Raw genomic sequence first — 24,331 nt, 5'->3', positions numbered from 1 at the left:
TATCATAGGTTGTAGTATTATAAAGTAATAAATAAAAATAAAGGATATCAGGAGGATATAATGAGATCAGTTAAACCGAATTCAGCAAGTTTATTACTCACAGAGGATTGTAATTTAAGATGTAAATATTGCTTTGAAAAACACAAAAAAAATTATATGAGCAAAGAAGTAGCAACAAAAGCTATAGAATATCTTGCAAAAAATGCTGCAGAGAACGGTATGAGAGAATTTCACACTATGTTATTTGGTGGAGAGCCATTGATGGATGCATCATTATTGGAACATGTGTTTAAAACAGGATTATTAACATCAGAAAAGTATGGTGTTAAATATACAGCCTCAATAGTCACAAATGGTACTATTTACAACGATGAGTTAGATAGAATATTTAAAACATATAAAGATAAGGTAAGTCTGGGTATTCAAATATCAGTAGATGGTACGAAAGAAATACATGATGCCAATAGAGTTACTGTTAATGGAAAAGGCTCTTTTGATATGATTGAGAAGAACATAGAAGAATTTAAAGCCATGTTTGGAAAGGAATATATAAATAGACTTAACTTACATGGCGTTATGAGCAAAGAGACGATAAGTGGTTTATATAAATCATGGAAGTTTTTTAGAGATGAGTGGAATGTACCTAGACTCTGGTTTTTATTTCTTCAAGAAGATTATTGGACTCAAGAGCATATCAATACATATTCAGAGCAACTTGGAATGATTAAAGATGATATATTAGCTAGAGTCAAAAGAGATGGAAATATAAAAGAAGTTGAAAATTATGCACCACTCGACAGATGCTTAAGACCAGATAGGAGAGCCTTATCACCTTGTGGTGCAGGAAAAAACTTTGTGACAATTACAGCTAAAGGCGATATTTATCCATGTCATCATTTCTACTTTAATGACCCAGATAAAGAAACCTTAATAGGAAATATTGATGAAGATATCGATGATTCTAAGAGAAGGTTATTTTTGGCTTATGATAGCGATGATATGTCCTGTGATAAAGATTGTAAACATAATCATTGTTATAGATGTATTGCCGTAAATTGGGTTGAAAACGGAAGTATATTAAGTCAAGTAAGAGGAAGTCAATGCAGTATGGCACATGTGGAAATGAAATTTCAACATGATTTAAAAGAGGAGTTGGAAAATATGGGGTTAAAAACACCTGAAACAAATGTAGACTATAGGAAAGGAAATAATCCAAACAATCCTGATTGTTTATGTGACTCAAGAGGTACAACTATTGCAACGACAGGACAAAGTGGTTTTAATAATCCTAAATCAAAATGTACTTGTGATAGTAAAGATGAGAATATCGAAATTATCGCAGGAGCTACAAAACTCATATTAGAGCAACAAGAAGAAATTCTAACAAATCAAAGGATAATCTTGAAAATGTTAGCTAACTCTTAAATGGGAGGAAGTGACAGATAGTGAGTTTAAGTTTAAGAGAATTAAAAAATTTAATGGTAAGTAAAGGTGGATATGATATAACCCCCAATCATAGACATCTTCAAGATTTAAAAAGTCTACTGGATAATATGAATACAATAAGAGATAATTCTACCTGTGTAGGTCATGTATATAGCAACACATCTGAAAAATCTTTGGGGGCAATAAGAGATAAAGTTAATATTTTACAACCATGCGAATGTAATGCTGTATCTGATTATACTTGTGAGTGTGAAGGCAGGACTATAATAGATGTATGTGATGCTCACACATGCGATTGTCAAGTTAGAATACCATACAATTGTACTTCTGATACACTCTGCACATGTGAAAATAAAACTACAAGTGGTTGTACTTGTAATTTAGAGTGTAATTGTGAAGGGAGAACATCTTCGAGTTCCTGCTCTTGTAATACATTCGATTGTGATTGTCAAGGGAGAACATCAGAAAGCCCATGTAGAGTAAACCAACCCTGCGACTGCGAGAATAGAACATCTTCTTCTGCTTGTGACATAGACAGTTGCTCTTGTGTTACAAGAACTTATGTATCTCAATGTACTTGTAATCAAGGTTGTGATTGTGTGGTTAGAACGGCATCTGGTGTATGTGATTATAACGCACCTTGCGATTGTGAGAATAGAACTGGTGAACTTGCGTGTGATGTGGACAGTTGTTCTTGTGTTACAAGAACTTATGTACCGCAATGTGAGTGCAATAAAAATACTTGTAATTGTATAACTAGAACATATACCTCCACATGTGATTGTAATAAAACGTATTTTAATGCTTGTGATTGTGAAGCGAGATATGGCTCTCCAACCTGTACGTGTAATGAAGTTTGTACATGTGTAGGTAGAACATCAGAAAGTTCATGCACACATAACGCACCTTGCGATTGTGAGAATAGAACTTCGACATCTGATTGCGATATGGATGCCTGTAGTTGTGTAAGCAGAACGTCTAGTTCTGTTTGTGGTTGTAATACAGACGGTTGTGATTGTCAAGGGAGAACATCTGAAAGCTCATGTGGAGTGAACCAACCTTGTGATTGCGAGAATAGAACAGGTGAATCAACATGTGATGTAGATTCTTGTTCTTGTGTTACAAGAACTTATGTACCGCGATGTGAGTGTAATATGGAGTGTGATTGTGAAGGGAGAACATCTTCAAGTTCATGTACTTGTAATACATTCGATTGTGACTGCGTAACTAGGACTGGTAGCCCGTCATGTACCATAAACATTCCATGTACATGTGAAAATAGGACTGGAGATGTATGCGATGCCCATACTTGTGTATGCGTTGCAAGACAAGCAGAAGACATGTGTGAAATATATAATCAATGTACGTGCAATGTGGTAGATATGTTTGGATAAGATAATTCTGTTCCTTGTCCATGCGTTAGCGAATAGAGGAAGGAAGGAAATTAAATTGGAGAGATATGTTGTACATGTAACTAAAAAATGTAACTTAGATTGTAAATATTGTTATGAAACTGATAAGTCTAGTTTGTATACTTGGGATGAAGTTAAAGAGGTAATCGATAATATTGCCAAATTTAATAAAGATAGAATATTTGAGATTGAATTTTTAGGTGGAGAGCCTTTATTAGCATTCGATATTATTAAATCAGCTGTTGAATATATTGAAAAACTTAAAAATGTTGAAGTTCATAGATATATGATAACTACAAATGGAACAATTTTAAATCCTGATATTGATGAGTTCTTATATGCTTATCCAACGGTACATATTGGTATAAGTTTAGATGGCAATAAATCTATGAATCAGCTCAGAGTCTTCAAGGATACACAGCTAAATTCTTATGATACAGTTATAGAAAATATAAATATTCTATTAGCTTCAGGATATAAAGATCGACTGAGTGTTCATATAGTGACACATCCGTATAATATAGGATATTTGTCAAAGGGAATAAAACATTTATATAACAAGGGTGTTAGAATAATTGGAATTGGTACAGTTGAGAATACTTTACCACTAACAGATGAATACATGGAAGTATTCAAAAGAGAGTTTAAAGAAATATCTACAGATATTTTAAATGACAAGTACCCTGATTTAAGGATTGATCTTTTAGAATATCTCAAGCCGAAGTCAGACCAACGCCACTATATAAAAGATGAAACTGGAAAAACAATCGCTGAGAGTTATGGTAGAACTAAAGATGATATAACAAGTCAAGATATATACAATTCATACGTAGGTAAATCACCTTTAGGTGAGATTATCTATGACCTTAGAGAATTTGTATATCTTCAAAATCAAGAAATACAAAATGTAGGGTAACTATGGAGGTGATGAAATGAGAAAACCAATGAATAAAATTAAAACGCCTCATTTTTATTTTAAAGCGATAGGATTTAAAAGTGCTAAATTGGTACAATTTGGTAATGTTGAGCTGGTAAAAGGACATAATCAGGAAGATTATGGGGAGAAGAATGATTGCACAATAATAAGTATAGCTACCCTAATTGAATATTTAATAGAGAGGACAGAAGATTTTGAGATTATTTATAAAACAGTAGTCGCTAACATCAATCCTAAATGGTTATATTCTGGAGATGTTTATGGTACCATACCTTTATTTATCAACTGCATTTTAAATAGAAATTTACAATACTTTGGATTAGAAGAGTTTAAATCAAAACATAATTACATAAAAAGTTTAGGTTATGACAATCAAAATATTATAAAACTTTTAGATAATGGAGTTCCAGTTATTATTAATTTAAGTGGAAATAATAAGGATTATTATAAAAACCATACTGTTTTGATTATTGGTTACTTAATTTATAAGGATCAATATGGAGCTAAGAAGATTTTAATGAAAGTATATGATAATTGGTCATCAAAGGTGAGATATCTTGATTATAATTGCATTCCAAAAATATCATCAATAAACTATATAACAAAAAGTAATAAATAAAAATATAAGGAGAGATAAATATGGATACTAAAAAATTATTAGCAGTTAATCTTGAAGAAGGAGATTTGAAGAATTTATTAATTTTCTTAGATAAAGTTGATTACCGAGGTTTTAAAGAAGTTGAAGCACTAAATAAAATTATGTATTCTATTAGAACTGCAGAGCCAGTAGAAGCGCAAAGTGATGTTATAGGGGAGTAAAATACCTTAAGGAGTGAGCATTTGTTATGAGTATTGAAAGCATGGATAAACCGCTTCGTATAGTTTGGAATGTTGATGATGATGGAAATAGGATATCTATTCCAATTGTTGATGAATCCCATAAGGTAATTAATAGTAAAATTACTCTATTAGAGATTCCAGACGAATTTAATGGTGTAACAATAAAAGATGGTTTAACTGTTTTAAATGAGATTAATCCAACAGATACAGAGATAGAAATAACAAGTGATAAATTTAGAGTTCACTATGGTTTAGGTCTTATCTTTTTGCATACAAGTATGGAAGGTAAAGAACTAAAGATAAGTTATAGTAGTAGAGGCTCGATTATGTATCCTGCATCTCGTATCTATACGGATATAAATGAAATGGATGGTTCTATTACGAATCTTCAAGACATTATTGATGACGTGAATAAAGCGCAGATAGACTTGGATAACCTTAATGCAACAGTTACAGAAGGACAGCGAGTCGAAGGTTCGCTTATAACAAAGATTGCAGATGTAGATCAAACTGTTAATGATTTAGATACAGTACGTGACAATGCAGAAGTAAAAAAAAATGAAGTTGAAGCTGCAACAACTAAAGCAGAAACGAAGAGACAAGAATTAATTACGAAAATAACAGAGGTAGACAATTCATATAATGCTCTAGATGGAAAAATTGCAGAAGGGAATGCATTAAAAACAGAGCTTGATAGCCATACAACTATTAAAAAGGGTGAATTGGATGCATATGTTGGTGATGACGTTAGTCCTGCGGTTGGAACGAAGAAAAAGGAACTTAACGCCCATACAACAACTAAGGTTGGGGAAATCGACAGTCATGTTACAACAAAGATTGACCAAATTGACTCCCATACAACTAGTAAAGAGATTCAATTAGATGACTTCTCTACAGTCAAAGAAACAGAACTAGAATCCCATAGGGGTGTTCAAGAGGGTATCTTAAATATTTTTACAAATGGGAAGAAAGTAGAATTAGATTCCCACCGAGATGCGCTAGAGAATAGCTTAGATACTTACGAGAGCGACAAAGAAGTTGAACTTGACAGCCATACTAGTTTCAAGAAAGCAGACTTAGACAGTTATGTAGGCGCTAATATAAATCCTGCTGTGGGAACTAAGAAAGCTGACCTTGATGCATTCACAAATACAAAGAAGTTGGAAATTAATACTTTTGTGGGGGATGATTCTAATCCTGCGATTGGTACTGCTAAGAAAGATGTTGAAGATTTTGCTACGATTCAGAAGAATAGTATAACTTCTCATACGGATAGTAAGAAAACAGAGATTGATACATATGTTGGGACAGATATAAACCCTGCAGTAGGAACAAAGAAAAAAGAACTTAATAATTATACAGCAACAAAAGAGGCTGAATTGGATATAAAAATAGCTGAGGCTGAGACATCTAAAACTAATCTAGAGAGTAGTGTCTCTATAGCAACTACAAAAAAATCAGACTTAGATACAGTCATTGCAGATGCAGATGCTCGACATGTAACGTTGCAAGGAGATGTAGGTCAAGCTGACGGTAAAATTGGAGAGATTGACGATTTAAAACAAAGAATGAGTGTATACGAAGATTATCGAGCTGATGTAACTTATTACCCTAATAATAAAGTACTTTACTCTGGTGATACATATTTAGTATTAAAAGAGGGTATAGGTATTACTCCTATTGATGACGGTATTAACTATAAATTGATTGTAAAAGGTGTAGCTTCAAATTCTGCTAAAGATATTCTGACAGATATAGACCATGAGTTTGTAACAGTAAATCAAAAAATCCGTTGGGATGATACATATACTCAAAATGAGGTAAATAATAAAATATCACAAGTAGTTAGTAATTTGGATTGGAAAGAGGCTGTGACTACATTTGCCGATTTAGCAACAACTTATCCAAGCGCTGTAGAAGGTTGGTGTGTCAGTGTAAACGACGAAGATACAGTTTATCGTTTTGATGGAACAGAGTGGAAGTTCCATTCTGGAGGAGAAATGCCCCTAGCAACACAAGTATTAGACGGTAAAATGAGCGCTACGGATAAGACAAAATTGGATGGTATTGAAAATAATGCAAATAATTATATCCACCCTGCAACGCATGGTATGGATATTATAACTGAAACAACTACGAAGAAAGTCATGACTAATAGTGAGCGAACTAAACTTGGTGGTATTGAAGATAATGCTAATTATTATGTCCATCCTGCAACCCATAATGCTACTGAAATTGTAACGGATGCTAGCAATAGGTTTGTTACAGATTTAGAAAAGAGTAAAATCGCAACGGTAGATACCCTTGCCTCAGACGTTGTCACTCTCCACGGAGATATGACAAGTCATACACATTCATATCTACCTTTAAGCGGAGGAATTCTAACAAAAGATTCATCTGGAGATATATTAAGGTTAGTTGCAAATCCTACAGAGTCGGATATTAGTTTATTTATGGGACTTGAGGGTGATGTAAATAGCTATAGATTGACATATCATGGAACTGGTTCTGGGAATAATAACGATATTTCAATAGCTTCATCTAGTAATACATTATTCCGAAGTAGTCAAGATGGTATTGTTAATTTCCCTGTTGGCTTAAAAAAGGGTGGAGTTGATGTATCCACAGAAGGTCACACTCACTTAATCAATGATATGAATTATAGAACAATAGATTTTTATGTTGACGGAGATGCCGATACATATTATCCAGTTGTGATTGATAATATAAGTGATTATACATCGAATGGTTTACCTAGTAAAAAGTATTTTGAACTACTAAGAGGATACGCTTGGGAAGCACCAGATACATGGAATACAGCAACTCATAAGGGTGGATTGCAGATATATATGGATGCCTATGCTTATGGGTGGGGTGGTATGAATTATTTCATGGACTTCACTATGGCTCAACAATATTCCAAGATGCTTGCAGATGTGAGAATACCTGAACCTGATACTGATTTAATTATTTTTTGGTTGAGAGGTGGTCATGCATTATATAGAATTTTAGCATATGACAAAGATATTACTGTAACACCTTATATTGGAGATTTTATACATAAGGCAGGAACTCAATATGAAGTAACCCATTCCCCGACTACTACAATAGCAAGTGCTTATGATTTTGTAGGAAGTGATTTTAGAAAATTTAGTACAATTGATTATCATTACATTGGTGGAAGTTATCGTGATCCGAAAGATGGAACACAAATAGCAAAAGTAAGTGATTTGCAAAATTATTCATTAACAACTCATAATCATGACGATAGATTCTACACTGAAAGTGAGATTGATACATTTTTAAGTGAAAAGAGTGACACTAGTCATACTCATAGTTATTTACCTTTATTTGGAGGGACGGTAACAGGATTGCTGCAAGCTGAGAGAGATAATGCCACAACTTTGGTTTTACGTAGAACTAACAGTGATGCTAATATAGCTATACGATTTATCGGTAATGGTACAACTGATAAGTATTTTGGTCTTGGTACAAACGGTGAATTAATGTTCGGTGCGACAGCCGACCTAACAGGCTTAGGAGATAAAGTTTATCATACAGGTAATTTTAATCCTGCTGATTACTTATCCTTAACTGGTGATACAATAAGTGGTCAAGTTAAGATTGATAATGTTGGAACTACTATAGGCAGAAGTAATATTAATAATGCGTGGTTAAAAATTGGTGATTCTCTAGGGATTGATAATAATGAGATATTTTTTAATACTAATGCATATGTGGGTACTATTGGAGCTTATGATTATACTCTAGACATTAATGGGCATGAGCATGTATTTAATAGTGATGGAGACGTAGATTTGGTAGGAAATTTAAATATCAAAAAATTATCACCATCAATGTATTTTAAAAATACTAATTCGGAGCATTTAAATAAGAATTTCTTTCTAACAAATTATCAATCTGACTTTTTATTGCAGGCTAGAAATGGAGAAACATATGATAAGACTATTTTCTATTCAAACTGGGATACTGGTGAAACTATATTTCCACAGGATGTGAGAGTAGGTAATGGAACTGGTCAGCCTGAGTTGACATTATACGGTGTTGCTAAAGATGATAATACAGCTACCAGAATTAAATTCAAGCTTACTGATAACCAGAATGGTCAGTTAAGGTGGAACTCTCATGATTCAGTTGAAGCACCATATGGCCTGCATATAGAAAAAACGCAAGACAACTCACAACAGGCAAATAAGGCATACCTAAGTGTAGAAGGTAAGACTTACTCTGGTGATGGTTTTAGTACTGGTAATTTTGAGATACAGCATAATTCAACAGAAGATTCACTTGACTTTGTATACGTAGGATAAGGAGGAGTGATTTTATGTCTATAATAGCAAGATTAAAAGATGGAGATTTACTCCTTCGAGGGGAAATAAATGAAAGACTTCCTGTGATAAGGGATGGGTTAATCGCCCATTTCCCTTTTGATGGGAAAGGTGGATCATTTGATATTATAGGTGGACGCCAACTCATCCAACATCCAACAGGAGATACGAACTTATTTGAATCAATGGCTCTTAATTGGCGAGAACCTAATAGTTGGTTTGCTACAAGTGGAACAATAGCTAATATGAGTTGGGATGAAGGTAAACAAGCGTTAAGAATTCAAGGTGTTAACTATTTATGGTTAAGCACTCCAATTATAGTTGATACTAATAAACACTATAGGTTTTCATTTGATATTATGCAGGAAAATGATGAGGCGTCTGGTGGGAACTACACTAGATTATATGCAGGTGGATATGGCTTTACAAAAGAAGGTGTGAAGTATACTACAAATTATGATTACTCTATGGCAAGTGGTGTAAACTTACCGTTAGGAGAATGGGTTAATTATACTAAGGAAAGATATGGAGCAGATTCTTATTCAAGTGGTTGGACTAGTACGAATGGGTTATGTAATAAGTTCCACTTTGGTTGCTTATTCAATTATTATGGTAGTGCAAATTCGGTAGTGTATATTAGAAACTTAAGAGTAATAATTACAGATACAGATGATTCAAATTGTACTGTTACTAATGATGGAATAGCTGTTGAAGATGCTACAACGAATATAGTAACGAATACAGACTTAAAAACTGGATGGAGTACTGGATATCTAACAGATATTAAATATAATGACATTGCCCCGCCTGTAGGGATAAGCTCTAATGTCATTAGTTTCATAGATGCTAATGACCAAAGTGGGTACTTATATTGCTATGGAAATTACGCACCACAAGTACCCAATACTACTTATACGGTATCTATGTGGATTAAAACCCTCGATTCTAACTTTAGAATTAAGTTCTACACAGCAGACAATAGTGAAACAGGTAGATATAGTAGCGAATATATAAAAGTGCCTAACGATGGTAAATGGCATAAGATAATTTGGAATAGTTTCTTAAATCCTGGGGATAGTCAGTCTGATTCATTGTCATTTCACTTTTATTTTGGTAATCCACAGGGGGATCTTCAACGGACTTGGTTTTGTTGTCCGCAGATGGAGGCTAAAGCTTTTGCTACTTTATCTGTAGAGGGAAGTAGAGGCTATCCTTTATGTGAATTAGACCCCGATTTAATAAACATTCAAAACGGTGCTATAGCAATTAATTTCTATTGGGATGGTGAAAAATATTCTTCTACAGACAAATGGATGATGATAACGCATTCTACTTCAAGATCTGTTGATCATGAAAGCGATAAAATAAATATTTGTTATCATAATACATTAGGACTGTCTACTAGATTTTCTAATATAAATGATTCATTTCATCCATCAGGTTGGCTAGATGCTGACATACCAAAAGGATGGAATAGTTATATAGTTACATGGGGTAATGGTGAATATAAACAGTGTTTAAATGGTGATATTAAATCATATACAACTACAAAACTACCTCAAAATAACCCTGTAAATTTTTATCTGGGAAGTTGGAATGGTAACTTGAGTTCTAGTACAGGGCTACAAGCAAATATGCAATTAAGAAATTTTAGCATATATGACAAATATCTGACTGATGAACAGATTAAAAAGTTAACAGCTTCAAACTTACAATTTACAAAAAATGGAGACATTAAGGTGAATGAAGTAAATGAAAATCCATCAATACCTATAGGCGCATATTATTATCCATTATCAAATGATATATATGATAAAAATAAAAGAAATAGTGCAGTATCGGAAGATAATGTGGTTTATGAAAATGGTGGTGCATGGGTGGGTACTGCTACAACTAACTATGGAGATGTAGGGGATATTACACCATACACAGGTTATTCTACATTTTTCCAAACAGGAAATAGGATAACCAGAGAGACAATCAATACAAATGGATATTTAGTTATGAGAGCAACATCACTTTATCCAGAACAAGGAAAAACAATAGCAGTGAGTGGGTATATGCGTATCAATGGTGTTCCAACAGATTATAAAGCGAGTTCAAATTCTAAGATATCAACATATGCAGGATATAATACAATTTATATGCATTCAAATCCATTAACAGGATATTTTGAAGCTGTTGTACAGGTTGATGCAGATGCTAGTAATGGATGGTTATTTCATTCTGCTACAAATGCAAAAGAAATAGGAGACATTGTAACAATTGATAATCTCCAAATAGAGGAAAAACCTTTTAATGTTCCATATGCATTTGGTACTAGAGGTACATCGCACCTAGAGTTCAATCTACATGAAAGTATTGGGTTGAATTGGAATGGTGACTGGACTATTTCTTATTGGAAAAAACCTATAGGTACATCCACAGATAATTTGACAGGTTATAGTATAGAAAGCATTGGCTGTAACAGTAATAGTGTTGGTGGTGGATATGCTTGGTGGGGTAAACGAACTGGGGTAAATTCAATAAATAGAGGTAGTGATTATGTTTTAAATCCAAATGATTATTTTAATAAGTGGCAATTTATAACGCTTGTTAAAGAAGGGATTAATCTTACTTGGTCATTTTACCTAGACAATGGTGAAAAAGCGTCTGAAACATTTGATGTAAGTGGAATACCTTCTGCAAACCATTATGTTAATCAATATGGATATGACTTAAAACTTGGTGGTTGGGATAATACGAGTGTATGTAATACTTATTTCAAAGACTTAATTGTTGCACCAACTAGAGCATTAAGCAGTACAGAAATTGATGAAATTCGTAATACATTCATGAGGGATAAACAAAGCAGTGTCACAATACAAAATAAAATTATTGAGGGCGCAACCTTATAAATGAAAATATTCTTTTGTTAATAGATTTATTTAAAGAAAGGGTGATAAAATGGCTGATTTAAGAGGTGGTACTACCATTGGTGGAAACTTAGCATTACATACTGGAAATAGTGGTCTTAAGCATGGTCAGCAGTTTACTTTAGATAGCACATGGTTCTCTGCAAGTGGTAGTTACTTTAAAGCAACTATATCAAATTTTAGTGGTGTAGATTCAAATACAAGGGTAGATGTTTATCCAAATAATATTGACGAAGCAAAGAAAATGTCCAAACATGGACAGTCATATACTAACAGTACAGGTGATGGTACATGGGAGTATTATACAGAAAAACAACCAACAGATAATTTTGCAGTTATAGTTTATCTTGAAAAGGTGGTGAGATAAATGATAGGTAAAGTTAATAGTGGCGGTGGAACTGACACATCTGATGCGACTGCAGTTGCAGGAGATATTTTTGGTGGTAAAACTGCTTATATTGATGGTAATAAGGTGACTGGGACGATGCCTATGTATAGTGGAATATATACAGCAGACACTTTGATTAAAAGTGGAAATCAAATTAGAATAAGTCCACCTGTTGATGGTTTCTATACTGATGGTTCATACTTATGTTACACTGACGATGATTGGATAGAAGCTAATATTAAAAAAGGTGTCAATATTTTCGGTAAGGTTGGGACATATTCGTTATCAGCTAGTTCAATACAATCACAACTTGTAACTAATGATGATATACCTATAAATATCCCAACTGTAAATAATACAAGCTCTGATGTGTGGACGACTACTAATGTAAATATACCTCATTCGATACAGTACAATGAATTAATTGGAATTAAAGTAGAAGTTGATATAGAGATAAATATTCCCAAATCAAATGAACCCTTTTCATTTAACCCTTATATCTTCTGGATGCTTGGAAATTCAATTAATGACACTGCTGAAGCAAGATTTTATTATAATTCACAATTAACAATGCTGATGATTGATATTGAAGATGTTGTAATGACAGGAACTAATTTAACATTTAATTTAAGATTAAAGTCTAGAAATGTTTATACGGGTAATGCTGATACCATATATAGTTGTGAGATTAAAAAAATATTTTGTTTTATTATATAAAACAAAATATAAAAATGGAGGTGATAATATGAGTTTCTGGAAAGATGGCTTTAGCATTGATGAATCCAATAAGTCTATGCTGATATTTGGGTTATTTGGTTGCTTTATTACACTTTGGTTAACGTACTACATAAAGGGATTCGTGGATGAAACCTTTGCAGAAGTGCTTAAAACACTAGCATACTGTGTTGCAGGTGTAAATGGACTAAATGCAATTGATCATATTGTTAGTAAAACAACAAAAACTAAAGGTTAGGTGATAGTGTGATTGAAAAAGTGAATAAAGCGCTTCGAATAATCTGGAATGTTGATGAGGATGGAAATAGACAATCTATTCCTGTTATTGATGAAGCACATACTGTAATAAATAACAAGATAACACTATTAGAGATCCCAGATGAGTTTTTCGGGGTGAGTATAAAAGGTGGAGGAACTGGTTTAAGAGAGATTGACCCTACAGATACTGAAATCCAGATTGCAGAGATTGACTTTAGAGTTCATTATGGTTTAGGGTTAATCTTTCTTCATCCAACAATGGAAGGAAAAGAGTTAAAGGTAAACTATCATAGCCGCGGAATGATGATGTACCCAGCCTCTCGTATCTATACTGATGTGAATGAGGTTGACGGTTCTATAACTAGTCTTCAGGATATTGTCCAAGATGTAGAGCAAGCTAACGCTGATTTATCAAATCTAGGTGATACAGTAGCCGAAGGGCAAAGGTTAGAGACTGATTTAGTTACTAAATTTATCGATAGTAATCAAGCAATTATTGACATAGACGTTGCATTAAATAATGCTGACACTAAGAAGAGCCAGTTAGAGACTACATTAATAAATGTAGACAATAAAAAGATAGAACTTTTGGATCAAACAATTGAAGCTAATAATTCTTGCCAGGCATTACAGGGGAAGATTAACGAAAGTAACATATTAAAATCAGAACTTGATAATCATACAAACCTAAAAAAAGATGAGCTGAATGATTACGTTGGTGATAGTGCTAATCCTGCAGCGGGTACGAAGAAGTCTGAACTTAATCAGTATACTTCAAATAAAGCTAATGAACTAAATGCTCATACGACGGTTAAGCAAGAGGAGATTACTACCTCTATCGACAATAAAAAGACGCAGATAGTTCAAGAACTTGATAATTATAGTATCACTAAAAAGACAGAATTGGATGTTTACACTGCAACAAAAGAGACCGAGCTTAATACGGTAATTACTACAGCCGCTACCAAACAAAGTGAACTTAACGCTGTTATTGCAGAAGCAAATGTTGGACATACAGTTCTTCGAGGAGATATATCAGAAGCCAACGGCAAGATTGATGAAATGGATGACCTTAAACTAAGAGTAAGTGTGTATGAGGATTATAGTGAAACGACTACATATTTTCCACAGAACAAAGTCATGTATGAAGGAAATACATATTTAGTTCTCAACAAGGTAACAGGATTAACTCCTGCTGATGATGGAGTTAACTATAAACTAATTGTCCAAGGTGTTCCCTCTAAAGAGGCTATAGATATCATTACAGATACCGATCATCGATTTGTAACCGATTATCAGATAGCAATTATAGAGAGCAAAGGTCATCCTAATGGACTTGCTGAATTGGGTACAGATGGAAAACTGAAGATAGAACAAATACCAAATGAAGTATATCATGAAGGTAATTTTAATCCAGCAGATTATTTGCCTAAATCCGGTGGTGTGGTAACTGGTATAACATACTTCGATAGCAATCTATATCCTAATAAGTATTTCTATCTAGGAGATTATGACGATCTTAATTCAGCAGGCACTGGTATTAAAACATATGTCAGAGATGGCGTGTGGAATATACATAAAAATAATAATGAAACAAACCCTTTAGAAATAAGGCTGGAAGGTAATAAGCTATACCATGAAGGTAACTTTAATCCAGCCAATTACTTACCTCTGACTGGTGGGACTACTAATGGTCAAATCACTATTGGCAGTACTGGTGGTACTATTGGTGGTAATAATATAGATAATGCGTGGCTTAAGGTTGGAGATACATTAGGTTTCGATCAAAATGAAATATATTTCTCAGATGCAGGTTACATAGGGACTATCGGTGAAAAGAATTTATATATTAATGTAAATGGCAATCTTCATGAATTTAGTTATGATGGTAGTGTTGATTTTACTGGAGAATTAAATATAAGTACATCAAGTTGGGATAATGTTGCTGGTGGGGGAATGTTGACCTTAGAGAATAACGGTGCTGTAGGTGCAAGTGTGACTTGGAAGTCAACAGAAAGTACATCGCCAAATGGTTGGTCTTGGTATGCAGGAGCGCCAAGTGCAAGTATAGGTGATGGTAATTTTGGTATATGGTCACACGATGATTCAAATTGGAAATTCAAATTAAATAGAAGTGGCGATATTGAAGTTAAAGGTAAAGTAACACTCAACAAAGGTACTATAGAATACGATGAGATTTCAAAATCAATGAAATTTAAATTCGTTTAGGAGGAGAAAATGGGTCTAATTGCACACTATCCTCTTAATGGGGATTTAACTGATTATAGCGGAAAGAACAACCATTTAACTTACTACAATAATAGCGGTAAGCTAAATAATAATGATAGCGGTAAGATTGGTAAGTGTTACGAACGAAAAGAGATGAATGATGGAACAGACTATTTGCGTTCTGAGCGTAAAGTTCTGTTAGATGGAGATTTCACATTTGCTTGCTGGGTTAAATCATCTTTATATCATAGTGGAACTGCCAATGGATTGGTAACTAATCATAGTCATACTGATTATACTGGTGCAGGGATAACGTTAAAGCATATATCTAATACGGATGTAAGGATAAGTTGTAATACTGGAACGGGAACAAATAGAACATATCATTCTTATTATGGAACAACGAATATACATAACAAATGGTCTCATTTGGTAATGAGGTATGAAAAAGATAAAATGGAGTTTACCTTGTGGGTAAACGGAGAGATCGAAAAAACTCAGTCCTATGATATGAAATGTGTATCTGATTATATATGTCTATTTGCTTGGTCAACAAGCAATCTTGGCGGGTCACATTATCGACCTGCCTGTAAGATGAATGATGTTAGAGTATATGATGAAGCTATTTCAGATCAAGAGATAAAGGAACTGGCGAAGGCGAAGATATTGCATTATACGTTTAATCAGTTTGTTGAACCTACAGAAAATATAGTAACCAATAATACAATATCAGCATATGCAACGTATCATAACTTAATAAGAAATGGGCATAACTTTATAATGGTTATGAATAGTTCATCTCAGTATTTAACATTAACTATAAGTGAATATACCTTGTCAAATAAAACACTTGCTATATCAGGTTATTTTAAAAAAAATGGGGTTTATATGGCTTTTCCATATAGAGCACCAACTACTTATTCAGGTATAGTACATCATTCTTATATTGACCCCTATACAGGTTATTTTGAATTTGTTTGTGAGTATACTCATGCATCAAGTAATTGGATTTTTCATAATCCTTTAGATACAAAAGCAGGGGATACTATAGTGATAGAAAATCTTCAAATAGAAGAGAATGACCATAATACTCCGTTTACAGAAGATATAAGAGATTATAATACAATCAGAGATATAAGTGGCTTTGGGAACGATGGTGAACTCACATCTCCTGATGCAGGACTTCCTCCTCAGTGGACTACAAATAGTAAGCTAGGAAAGGGATGCTATAGCTATGATAACCAAGTTACAGTTGATGGCGTATATAGAAATATAATAAGTAAAAAAGCTCTTTATGTTCCTAAACAGTTTACAATATGTGCATGGATCAAAGGAGATAAATCAAGACAAAGTACAAATAATATTTATCCTTTTGGATGGGCAAATTTATGTGCAATGGGTCCTTCATCTGGTATAAATGAACGTAGTGGTCTTATTTATTACTATGATTCTAGTAATTATACTGCTTGGACTGAAGGGAATTATGGTATTTACGATGGTAATTGGCATAATTGGGTTATTACATATGATGGAGATACTGGTGACCTGATTCAGTATGTAGATGGTGTAGTTTGTGGTACTCATAATGTGTCCAATATTTATCATCTAGAAACATTTAGAAAATATTATGTTGGTTCTGCTTGGTCTACAAGTTATGGTGGTCATGGTGGAGAATTAGATGATGCTAGAATATATGCTACTGCATTGTCATCAGAGGATGTACTGGATTTGTATGAGACTAGAGCTGAAATTGATGATAAAGCTAATTTTCATTGTGATAATATACAGATAAACTCGGCTTGGGATGAATCTATACGAAATACTAATTTAGTCCTTAATGGGTGTGGCGAATTTGGAGACATTACAAACTGGACTTCTGCAAATTGCACTTATGATTCTACGGAAGGAGCTTTTTCAAAAAACAGTGGAGCAACGGGATTTAGTACTGATGAATTTATAAAAATAAATGGGAATGGACTTGATTCATGGGATAAATATAAACTAGAGGGAATGATTAAAGGGAAGGATGTCACATCTAAATATTACTTTTTTATGGCTTGTTATGATAAGAATAAGAGATTTATTAACCACTGGGATGTAGCTCATTACCCCAACACATATACAACATTAGCACAAGACTTAAAAGCAGGTGATGATTGGGTGTATTTATCAGATACTACTAATTGGTGGGATGATAGTACTACGAATTATCATCATGCTAAATCATTATCCATGTGGCTTGATTCCGATGATTATCCTGCATATACTTACTCAACGAGGCATCAATCTATTGTAGAAGTGGATAAAACCAACAATAGAATTCGACTACAAACTACCTATAGTGGTGTTACAATACCGGCGGGTAGCAAAGCATGTAACTCCTATGCAGGAGGTTCTTATAGTTATATTGGTGGAGGTAATTTAGCAACGGATTTAGATAACTGGCAATTTAGAGCTGCGTATACGTCAACAACACCATCAGTAAGTAGTATGAGATATGGCACGGAATATATAAGAGTAGGATTTTTAATGAATCGAAATGCAACTGGTGCAACAACATTGTTTAAAAATATCAAGTTTTATAACGTAGATCATGTTGGTCAAAGTACAATGTTTACTAAGGATAACTTTGAAGTAACTGATAAGGGGAGTGTGGAGGCTAATAATATCAGTGAAGTCGGTATTGTTGATGACTCACTTATGGCGTTTTACCCGCTAAATGGAGATGTAAAGGATTATAGTGGTAGTGGAAATCATCTTACTAATTATGGAGCAGTAATAAAAACAGATAATGTCTACTTTGATGGAAATGTAGCAATGGCATGTGCTGATAACGAATCCTTACAGCCAAAAAGTGGTCATGTTTCTATGGTAGCAGTCATAACATTTGAATCTGTAGAAAGTGAAGCAATAATAGCTTGTAAAGAGAAAATGTACGAATGGCGTATTTCATCTGGTCACGTTTTTCAAAGAGCTATTAACCCAGATTGGAGATGGGATGGCTCGTTAGCTGTTACACCTAATGAAAAGACATTTGTAGCAAGTGTTTGGAATAACGATGAAGATTATTTATGGGTGAATCAACAGAAACAAACTATAACTGGTGGAGCAAGAGGGTTTGTGCCAATGGACACAGATAACTATGGTTTAGGAGTCGGGGACAGAGGAGTATCTGCTGATGGATCAACTCCTTCATTGACGACAAATGAGTTTATTGGTACCATACACTATTTAAAAATCTTTGATAGAGCCCTATCTGATGAGGAGGTAGCTCTAGAATATAATTGTATGATGAATCATTTACAGGTCAGCAATGATGGAATTGTTTTCGCCAATAAATTTGTAGAAGGATATTGAGGTGATGGTATGGCTAATTTAGACTCAACAAAAGTATATGGAGATTTAGATATAAAAGGAAGAATTATTTGTAACGGTAATGAAATAAATTCAGATGGAATAGATGTTCACAACCACATATATGGGGATGGCAAAGAAGCAATAAGAATGCATGATTCATTGCTCAGACTAAATGATACAAACGCTTTTACAAGCGGAATATACTGTGGTACAGGCATATTTAGAACTGATGGATGTCTTCAAGTTGGAAGTGCTGGAGATGCATTCACATTTAATAACAATACAGATAAACGTATTTATATTGAAAATACTAAACAGCCTAAAATAACAGTATCTACTTCTGCACCTTTATCACCACAAACCAATGACATTTGGTTTGAAATATAAAGAAGGTGAAGTGTTATGAGTATAAAATTTAGAGATAGTACTTCATTTGATGATATAAAGAATGGTAGGTATTGGAATGGTAGTGCTTGGGTTGAATTAAAAAATGCATGGGTATGGAGCGGTAGTGAGTGGGTTGAATGTTTTAAAAATTCTTTAATCACCCCAGATAACTCTGGTATTGTTAGAATTTTTAGTTTTCCTTCTGGGATGGAAACACGAGGTTCTACCAACTCTGGAGATTGGTATTTATCGAGAGAGATAGAAGCAACTGAAAGTGGGTTATTTGTAGTTAGAGCCACAACGTGGTGTTGGGCGTCTAGTGGTATTAGTAAATCGAATGCTTCTTTTGGACTCAATGGGATTTTAGTAGGACCGGTAACGAAATCAAATGCTATATCTGCCGAACCCTGGGATGCCCATTATCTGGAGGATTTCAATCAAGTCGTTAGTAAAGGTGATAAAATTCAGTTATGGTTAAGAGTTGATCCATCTTATTATAATGGAACTACAGCTTATGCTCTTGGGCAAATGAAAAAAGTAACTAACTGGTATAAAGATACCTATGTTACTGAAACACCGTACCCATTCACTAGAACAAAAAATTAAAGGAGCACAAGAGTGAGCTCACTAAATGCAAATTGATAAATTAATGAAAACAACAAAATTTAGGGGTAGGTGATAGTATGATTGAAAAAGTAGTCATACAAAACGATGAAATATATGGAGTTCCCTTTAGAGCTGATTTAATACCTATATCAAATAAAACCTCAAGACCACAATATCCAATGAACCCGACTTCTATCACTGTACATAATACAGGTAATAGCAATAAAGGTGCTGATGCTGAAGTGCATACCGAATATGTAGACGATACGACTTCGTATGTGAGTTGGCACTTTACTGTGGATGATAAGCAAATTATTCAGGAATTACCTATCAATGAATCAGCTTGGCATGCTGGTGATGGGACCTATGGTAAAGGTAACAGATCATCAATAGGTATTGAGATATGTGAACAGGAAGGTATTGATTGGGCCAGGGCACGAAGTAATGCAGTTAAGTTAATAGTTTGGTTATTCAATAATGTTGAAAGTATTCAGAACGTTGTACCCCATAAAGAGTGGACAGGTAAATATTGTCCACACAAGATACTTGATGAAGGATGGGAATTATTTGTTGATGATATTAAAAAGTACTTTGGCAGTGTAAATAGAGGAGATGATGTTAAGATGAGTTGGCAACAAAAGATTGGAATAGAAGCAATACGTAGCTTAGGGGAAAAAGATTTGATTAAAGATGTGGATGGTTGGTGTGAGAAAGACCTCATGGAACCAACACCTCTATGGCTATTCTTTGAGATGATTAATCGTGTGACTACAAGAGAGGGATAGGAGATATAAAATATTAAAGCAAAGTTGAGGGAAGAGGTGAAGTATGGAGTTTTTTGATGCTATTAATTGGTATGTACTTGCAGCATTGATAACAGTAGGATCATTAGTTTTATATTTAAGATATATTGCACCAAAGATAGAAAAAAGGGATGAACTATATCAACAGGTTATCTTAGGATTGAGTATTGCTGGTGCTATTTATGATGATGAAGTTGTCAAAAAGATAACTACCATAATCAAAAAGATAATCATAGAGCTACAAGAATTAGGGGAGGATGTTAATAAAGATTTAATTCTTGATTCATCGAGAGATATTACTAAAACACTTAACATTGAATTAGAAGAAGAAATACTTGAAATTATTGTAGATACCATGGTTCACTATTTGGATTAAAAGGATAAAGAAAGCTGATTCACAATAGAAATAAGTTCTGTTGTGAGTCAGCTTTTTTATGTTTATTTATCCGTTTTAATCTAACAAGATTAGTTTGTAAGAAATAATTTAGTTTTTAATTAGTAGAAAAATACTCATTCTTTTAGAAAATATTTTCTAAGCAATTCTCTATAAAACCAGAGAAATGGATTCATCAAATATATCCAATTGACTTATAGATTCGGAAGTTCTATAATAAAAATAGAAAAGGTTTTCTAAAAAAGAGGGATGAATATGGAAAAAAACAAAGTAACCATTCAAGATGTAGCCAAAAGAGCAGGTGTGTCTATCACCACAGTTTCAAGAGTAATGAACAAAAATTATCCAGTTAAGGAATCAACTAAAATCAAGGTAGAGAAAGCCATAGAAGAACTTAACTTTACCCCAAACATGTTGGCAAGAGGTTTGATTAGAAACAAAACCTATACCATAGGCGTCATTGTACCTAGTATAGCAAACCTTTTCTTTCCAACAGTTGTTAAAGGTATTGAGCATTACATGAAAGCTCACGGTTATACCATCTTCTTATCAGATACAGAAGGAGATGCTAAGGAAGAACGTAAAATTATTACAACCCTTATGGATCGCCAAGTGGATGGGATCATTATCATTGACCCACGTAATGAGAATATCAAAAACGGTTATTTAGAAGAAGTAACAAAGAAAATACCACTGGTAGTCATCAATGGTTATTCCAAAGGTATTAAATGCCACTTTGTTTTGAATGACCAAGAGATGGGAACCTACGATGCTCTTAACTACTTATTAGAATGCGGTCATAAAAACGTGGCTTTCTTAAGAGGTAAGGACAGTTATTCCTATGATTTAAAGGAAAAAGTCTATTATGACATTCATGAAAAGCATGAAATGGTCATCAATCAAGAAAATGTCGTAATCATTGAAGACGGTAATAGCATTCAGACCTCAGACCTCAGTATGGCAGCCGTTATGAAAAGGCTTGAAAGTAATAATCCGCCATCCGCCATTTTTGCATGTAACGATACCATGGCAGTTGGAGCTATGAATGGTATTAAAAAGGCTGGTTTAAGAGTTCCGGAAGATGTATCTATTATTGGTTATGATAATACAATGATTTCTCAGTTAACAGAACCTAAGTTGACAACAGTAGATCAAAACATGTATGAACTTGGTCAAAAGTCAGCAAGACGCTTACATGAAATCATGAAAGATAAAAACGAAAGCTTTATGCGTATTGTTCTAGAGAATAGCCTGATTAAAAGGGATACAGTAACAATATTGAATCAAGATTAGAAATACAACATGGTCAGAAACACTGGTCATGAGATAACATATACAACTTGAAAATAACAAGGAGGATTAGAGATGGATATTAAAGCCTTAAGACAAGAATTTATTAAACTATATGGTGATGGTGATGATATAAGAGAATACTTATCACCAGGACGTGTTAACTTAATTGGAGAACATATTGATTATAATGGGGGTTGTGTTTTCCCATGTGCATTAAGTTTTGGTACATTTGCAGTAGCCCGAAAAAGAGAGGACAGAATTGTTAAGTTTGCAACTACAAACTTTGATTTAAAAGTAGAAGTTAATTTAGAAGAAGCATTAGTATATGTTGAAGAGCATGATTGGACCAATTATCCTAAGGGTGTTATAAAAGAGTTAATGGGTAAAGGTCATGAAGTTGGTGGTTATGAAGTATTAATCTCTGGTAACATTCCAAACGGAGCAGGCTTATCTTCATCAGCATCATTAGAAGTTTTAACAGGGGTTATTGTGAATGATCTTTACAACTTAGGTGAAGATATGGTTGAACTCGTGAAATTGAGTCAGAAAGCAGAAAACCTTTTCGTAGGTGTTAACTGTGGTATCATGGATCAATTTGCTGTAGGTATGGGTAAAGAAGATCATGCGATCTTACTTAACTGTGATACATTACAATATGCTTATGCACCACTTAAATTACAAGGTGCTAAATTGATTATTGGTAATACCAATAAGAGGAGAGGCTTAGCAGACTCTAAATACAATGAAAGAAGATCAGAGTGTGAAGCAGCTTTGGCTGACCTACAAATAGAATGTGACATCAATGCATTATGTGATTTAAATATGGATGAATTTGAAGCAAAGAAACACTTAATAACAAGTAATATTGCAAGAAATCGTGCTGAACATGCTGTAGCAGAAAACGCTCGTGTTCTAGAAGCTGTAGATAAATTAAAAGACGGGGACATCGCTAGATTTGGAGAATTAATGAATGCTTCACATGATAGCTTAAAAGACCTATATGAGGTAACAGGTGTTGAATTAGATACCATGGTAGAAGAGGCAAGAAAAGTAGCAGGAACAATTGGTTCAAGAATGACAGGGGCAGGCTTCGGTGGTTGTACCATCAGTATCGTTAAAGAAGATGCAGTGGATACATTCATTGAAGAAGTAGGTAAAAACTACGAAGCGAGAACAGGATTAAAGCCAGCTTTTTATGTAGCTGAAGTAGGTCAAGGAGCTAGAGTACTTTAGTTGGAACTCTTATTATCTAGTTTAATCATATTTTTAGCCAGCATATTACAAGGTGTGGCGGGTTTTGGCTTTGCCTTATTGGCAGTACCATTCCTAAGTATGATTATACCTTTAAGTCAAACAGTTCCCCTGGTTGTTGCCTGTAGTACAGTCACCAATATCATGGTATTTGCATCATGTCGACAACATGTCAACTTGAAAGAAATCAGTTTAATGACTCTATGCGGTATTATAGGGATTCCAATTGGTGTATATGGTTTAATTCATGTTGATTCAGATATCCTTAAGATCATCATGAGTTTTGTTATCATCATCATTGCCTTAGCCATGTATTTTGGATTTCATATACATTTTAAAAACAAAAAGTTAGCTTATAGCCTAACAGGTCTATTATCTGGAATATTGAATAGTAGTATTGCAATGAGCGGTCCTCCAATCGTTATATTTCTATCCAATGAAGGACATAGCAAAGAGCAATTTAGGGCTAATTTAACCTTCTATGCTATAATAGTAAATATAATAACAATAATAACGTTTTATATCCAAGGTCTTTTTGATAGGAGTACCCTGTATATGTTAGGTGGCAATCTTATTGCACTTTTCATAGGAGGTACATTAGGGATTATAATTTGCAGAAGGATTAATGATAGGAAGTTTCGTAAACTTATTATTTGTTTATTGTTTATTTTAGGAATGATTAAATTATTGCAACTCATCACATGATTAGAGTATAGAAAATAATCAATCAT

The 24,331-nt window shown here is 33.9% G+C and carries 19 protein-coding genes; all 19 read left to right on the top strand.

From position 1 onward, the window contains the following. The first annotated feature begins 60 nt into the window (after window positions 1-60). Window positions 61-1,425 (top strand): radical SAM/SPASM domain-containing protein, encoded by a 1,365-nt coding sequence (locus C1Y58_RS20990; RefSeq protein ID WP_105618488.1) that lies wholly within the window; start codon window positions 61-63, stop codon window positions 1,423-1,425. 20 nt (window positions 1,426-1,445) lie between these two features. Continuing rightward, window positions 1,446-2,840, top strand: a complete 1,395-nt coding sequence (locus tag C1Y58_RS20985) for a hypothetical protein (protein WP_105618486.1) — start codon at window positions 1,446-1,448, stop codon at window positions 2,838-2,840. Window positions 2,841-2,895: 55 nt separating this feature from the next. Further along, a complete protein-coding gene (locus tag C1Y58_RS20980) occupies window positions 2,896-3,774 on the top strand; it encodes a radical SAM protein (RefSeq protein ID WP_157950226.1) in 879 nt (292 codons plus the stop codon). 16 nt (window positions 3,775-3,790) lie between these two features. After that, complete coding sequence (locus C1Y58_RS20975) at window positions 3,791-4,414, top strand: C39 family peptidase (RefSeq protein WP_105618481.1); 624 nt, start codon at window positions 3,791-3,793, stop codon at window positions 4,412-4,414. 20 nt (window positions 4,415-4,434) lie between these two features. Beyond that, complete coding sequence (locus tag C1Y58_RS20970; protein ID WP_105618480.1) at window positions 4,435-4,614, top strand: hypothetical protein; 180 nt, start codon at window positions 4,435-4,437, stop codon at window positions 4,612-4,614. A gap of 26 nt (window positions 4,615-4,640) precedes the next feature. Further along, entirely contained in the window at window positions 4,641-8,966 is a 4,326-nt protein-coding gene (locus tag C1Y58_RS20965) for a hypothetical protein (RefSeq protein ID WP_105618478.1), read from the top strand. Window positions 8,967-8,980: 14 nt separating this feature from the next. After that, a complete protein-coding gene (locus tag C1Y58_RS20960) occupies window positions 8,981-11,881 on the top strand; it encodes a hypothetical protein (protein WP_105618476.1) in 2,901 nt (966 codons plus the stop codon). Window positions 11,882-11,930: 49 nt separating this feature from the next. Next, entirely contained in the window at window positions 11,931-12,266 is a 336-nt protein-coding gene (locus C1Y58_RS20955) for a hypothetical protein (RefSeq protein WP_105618474.1), read from the top strand. Continuing rightward, window positions 12,267-13,004: a hypothetical protein gene (locus C1Y58_RS20950; RefSeq protein ID WP_105618473.1), complete on the top strand. Its 738-nt coding sequence runs from the start codon at window positions 12,267-12,269 to the stop codon at window positions 13,002-13,004. A gap of 28 nt (window positions 13,005-13,032) precedes the next feature. After that, window positions 13,033-13,260, top strand: coding sequence for a hypothetical protein (locus C1Y58_RS20945; protein WP_105618471.1), 228 nt, complete (start codon window positions 13,033-13,035; stop codon window positions 13,258-13,260). 8 nt (window positions 13,261-13,268) lie between these two features. Then, window positions 13,269-15,509, top strand: a complete 2,241-nt coding sequence (locus tag C1Y58_RS20940) for a hypothetical protein (RefSeq protein ID WP_105618469.1) — start codon at window positions 13,269-13,271, stop codon at window positions 15,507-15,509. Between the two features lie 9 nt (window positions 15,510-15,518). After that, a complete protein-coding gene (locus C1Y58_RS20935) occupies window positions 15,519-18,866 on the top strand; it encodes a LamG-like jellyroll fold domain-containing protein (RefSeq protein WP_105618467.1) in 3,348 nt (1,115 codons plus the stop codon). Between the two features lie 9 nt (window positions 18,867-18,875). Beyond that, window positions 18,876-19,253: a hypothetical protein gene (locus C1Y58_RS20930; RefSeq protein WP_105618465.1), complete on the top strand. Its 378-nt coding sequence runs from the start codon at window positions 18,876-18,878 to the stop codon at window positions 19,251-19,253. A gap of 15 nt (window positions 19,254-19,268) precedes the next feature. Continuing rightward, window positions 19,269-19,859 carry a hypothetical protein gene (locus C1Y58_RS20925; protein ID WP_105618463.1) on the top strand — a complete coding sequence of 197 codons (591 nt, stop codon included), beginning with the start codon at window positions 19,269-19,271 and terminating at the stop codon, window positions 19,857-19,859. Between the two features lie 77 nt (window positions 19,860-19,936). Beyond that, entirely contained in the window at window positions 19,937-20,644 is a 708-nt protein-coding gene (locus tag C1Y58_RS20920) for a peptidoglycan recognition protein family protein (protein WP_105618461.1), read from the top strand. Between the two features lie 43 nt (window positions 20,645-20,687). Further along, window positions 20,688-21,038, top strand: coding sequence for a hypothetical protein (locus C1Y58_RS20915; protein WP_105618459.1), 351 nt, complete (start codon window positions 20,688-20,690; stop codon window positions 21,036-21,038). A 273-nt stretch (window positions 21,039-21,311) separates the two neighbouring features. Further along, window positions 21,312-22,349 (top strand): LacI family DNA-binding transcriptional regulator, encoded by a 1,038-nt coding sequence (locus tag C1Y58_RS20910; RefSeq protein ID WP_105618457.1) that lies wholly within the window; start codon window positions 21,312-21,314, stop codon window positions 22,347-22,349. A 72-nt stretch (window positions 22,350-22,421) separates the two neighbouring features. Then, the gene (locus C1Y58_RS20905) at window positions 22,422-23,582 is read left to right on the top strand and encodes a galactokinase (RefSeq protein ID WP_207655794.1); all 1,161 of its coding nucleotides are present in this window, start codon (window positions 22,422-22,424) and stop codon (window positions 23,580-23,582) included. Beyond that, window positions 23,583-24,305: a sulfite exporter TauE/SafE family protein gene (locus tag C1Y58_RS20900; RefSeq protein WP_105618455.1), complete on the top strand. Its 723-nt coding sequence runs from the start codon at window positions 23,583-23,585 to the stop codon at window positions 24,303-24,305. Window positions 24,306-24,331: the final 26 nt, after the last annotated feature.

Origin of the sequence: Vallitalea okinawensis, assembly GCF_002964605.1 — a bacterium.
Taxonomy (GTDB): Bacteria; Bacillota; Clostridia; order Lachnospirales; family PQDH01; genus Vallitalea_A; species Vallitalea_A okinawensis.
Note: the sequence above shows the minus strand (reverse complement) of the source record. Positions and strands in the feature narration are given on the sequence as shown.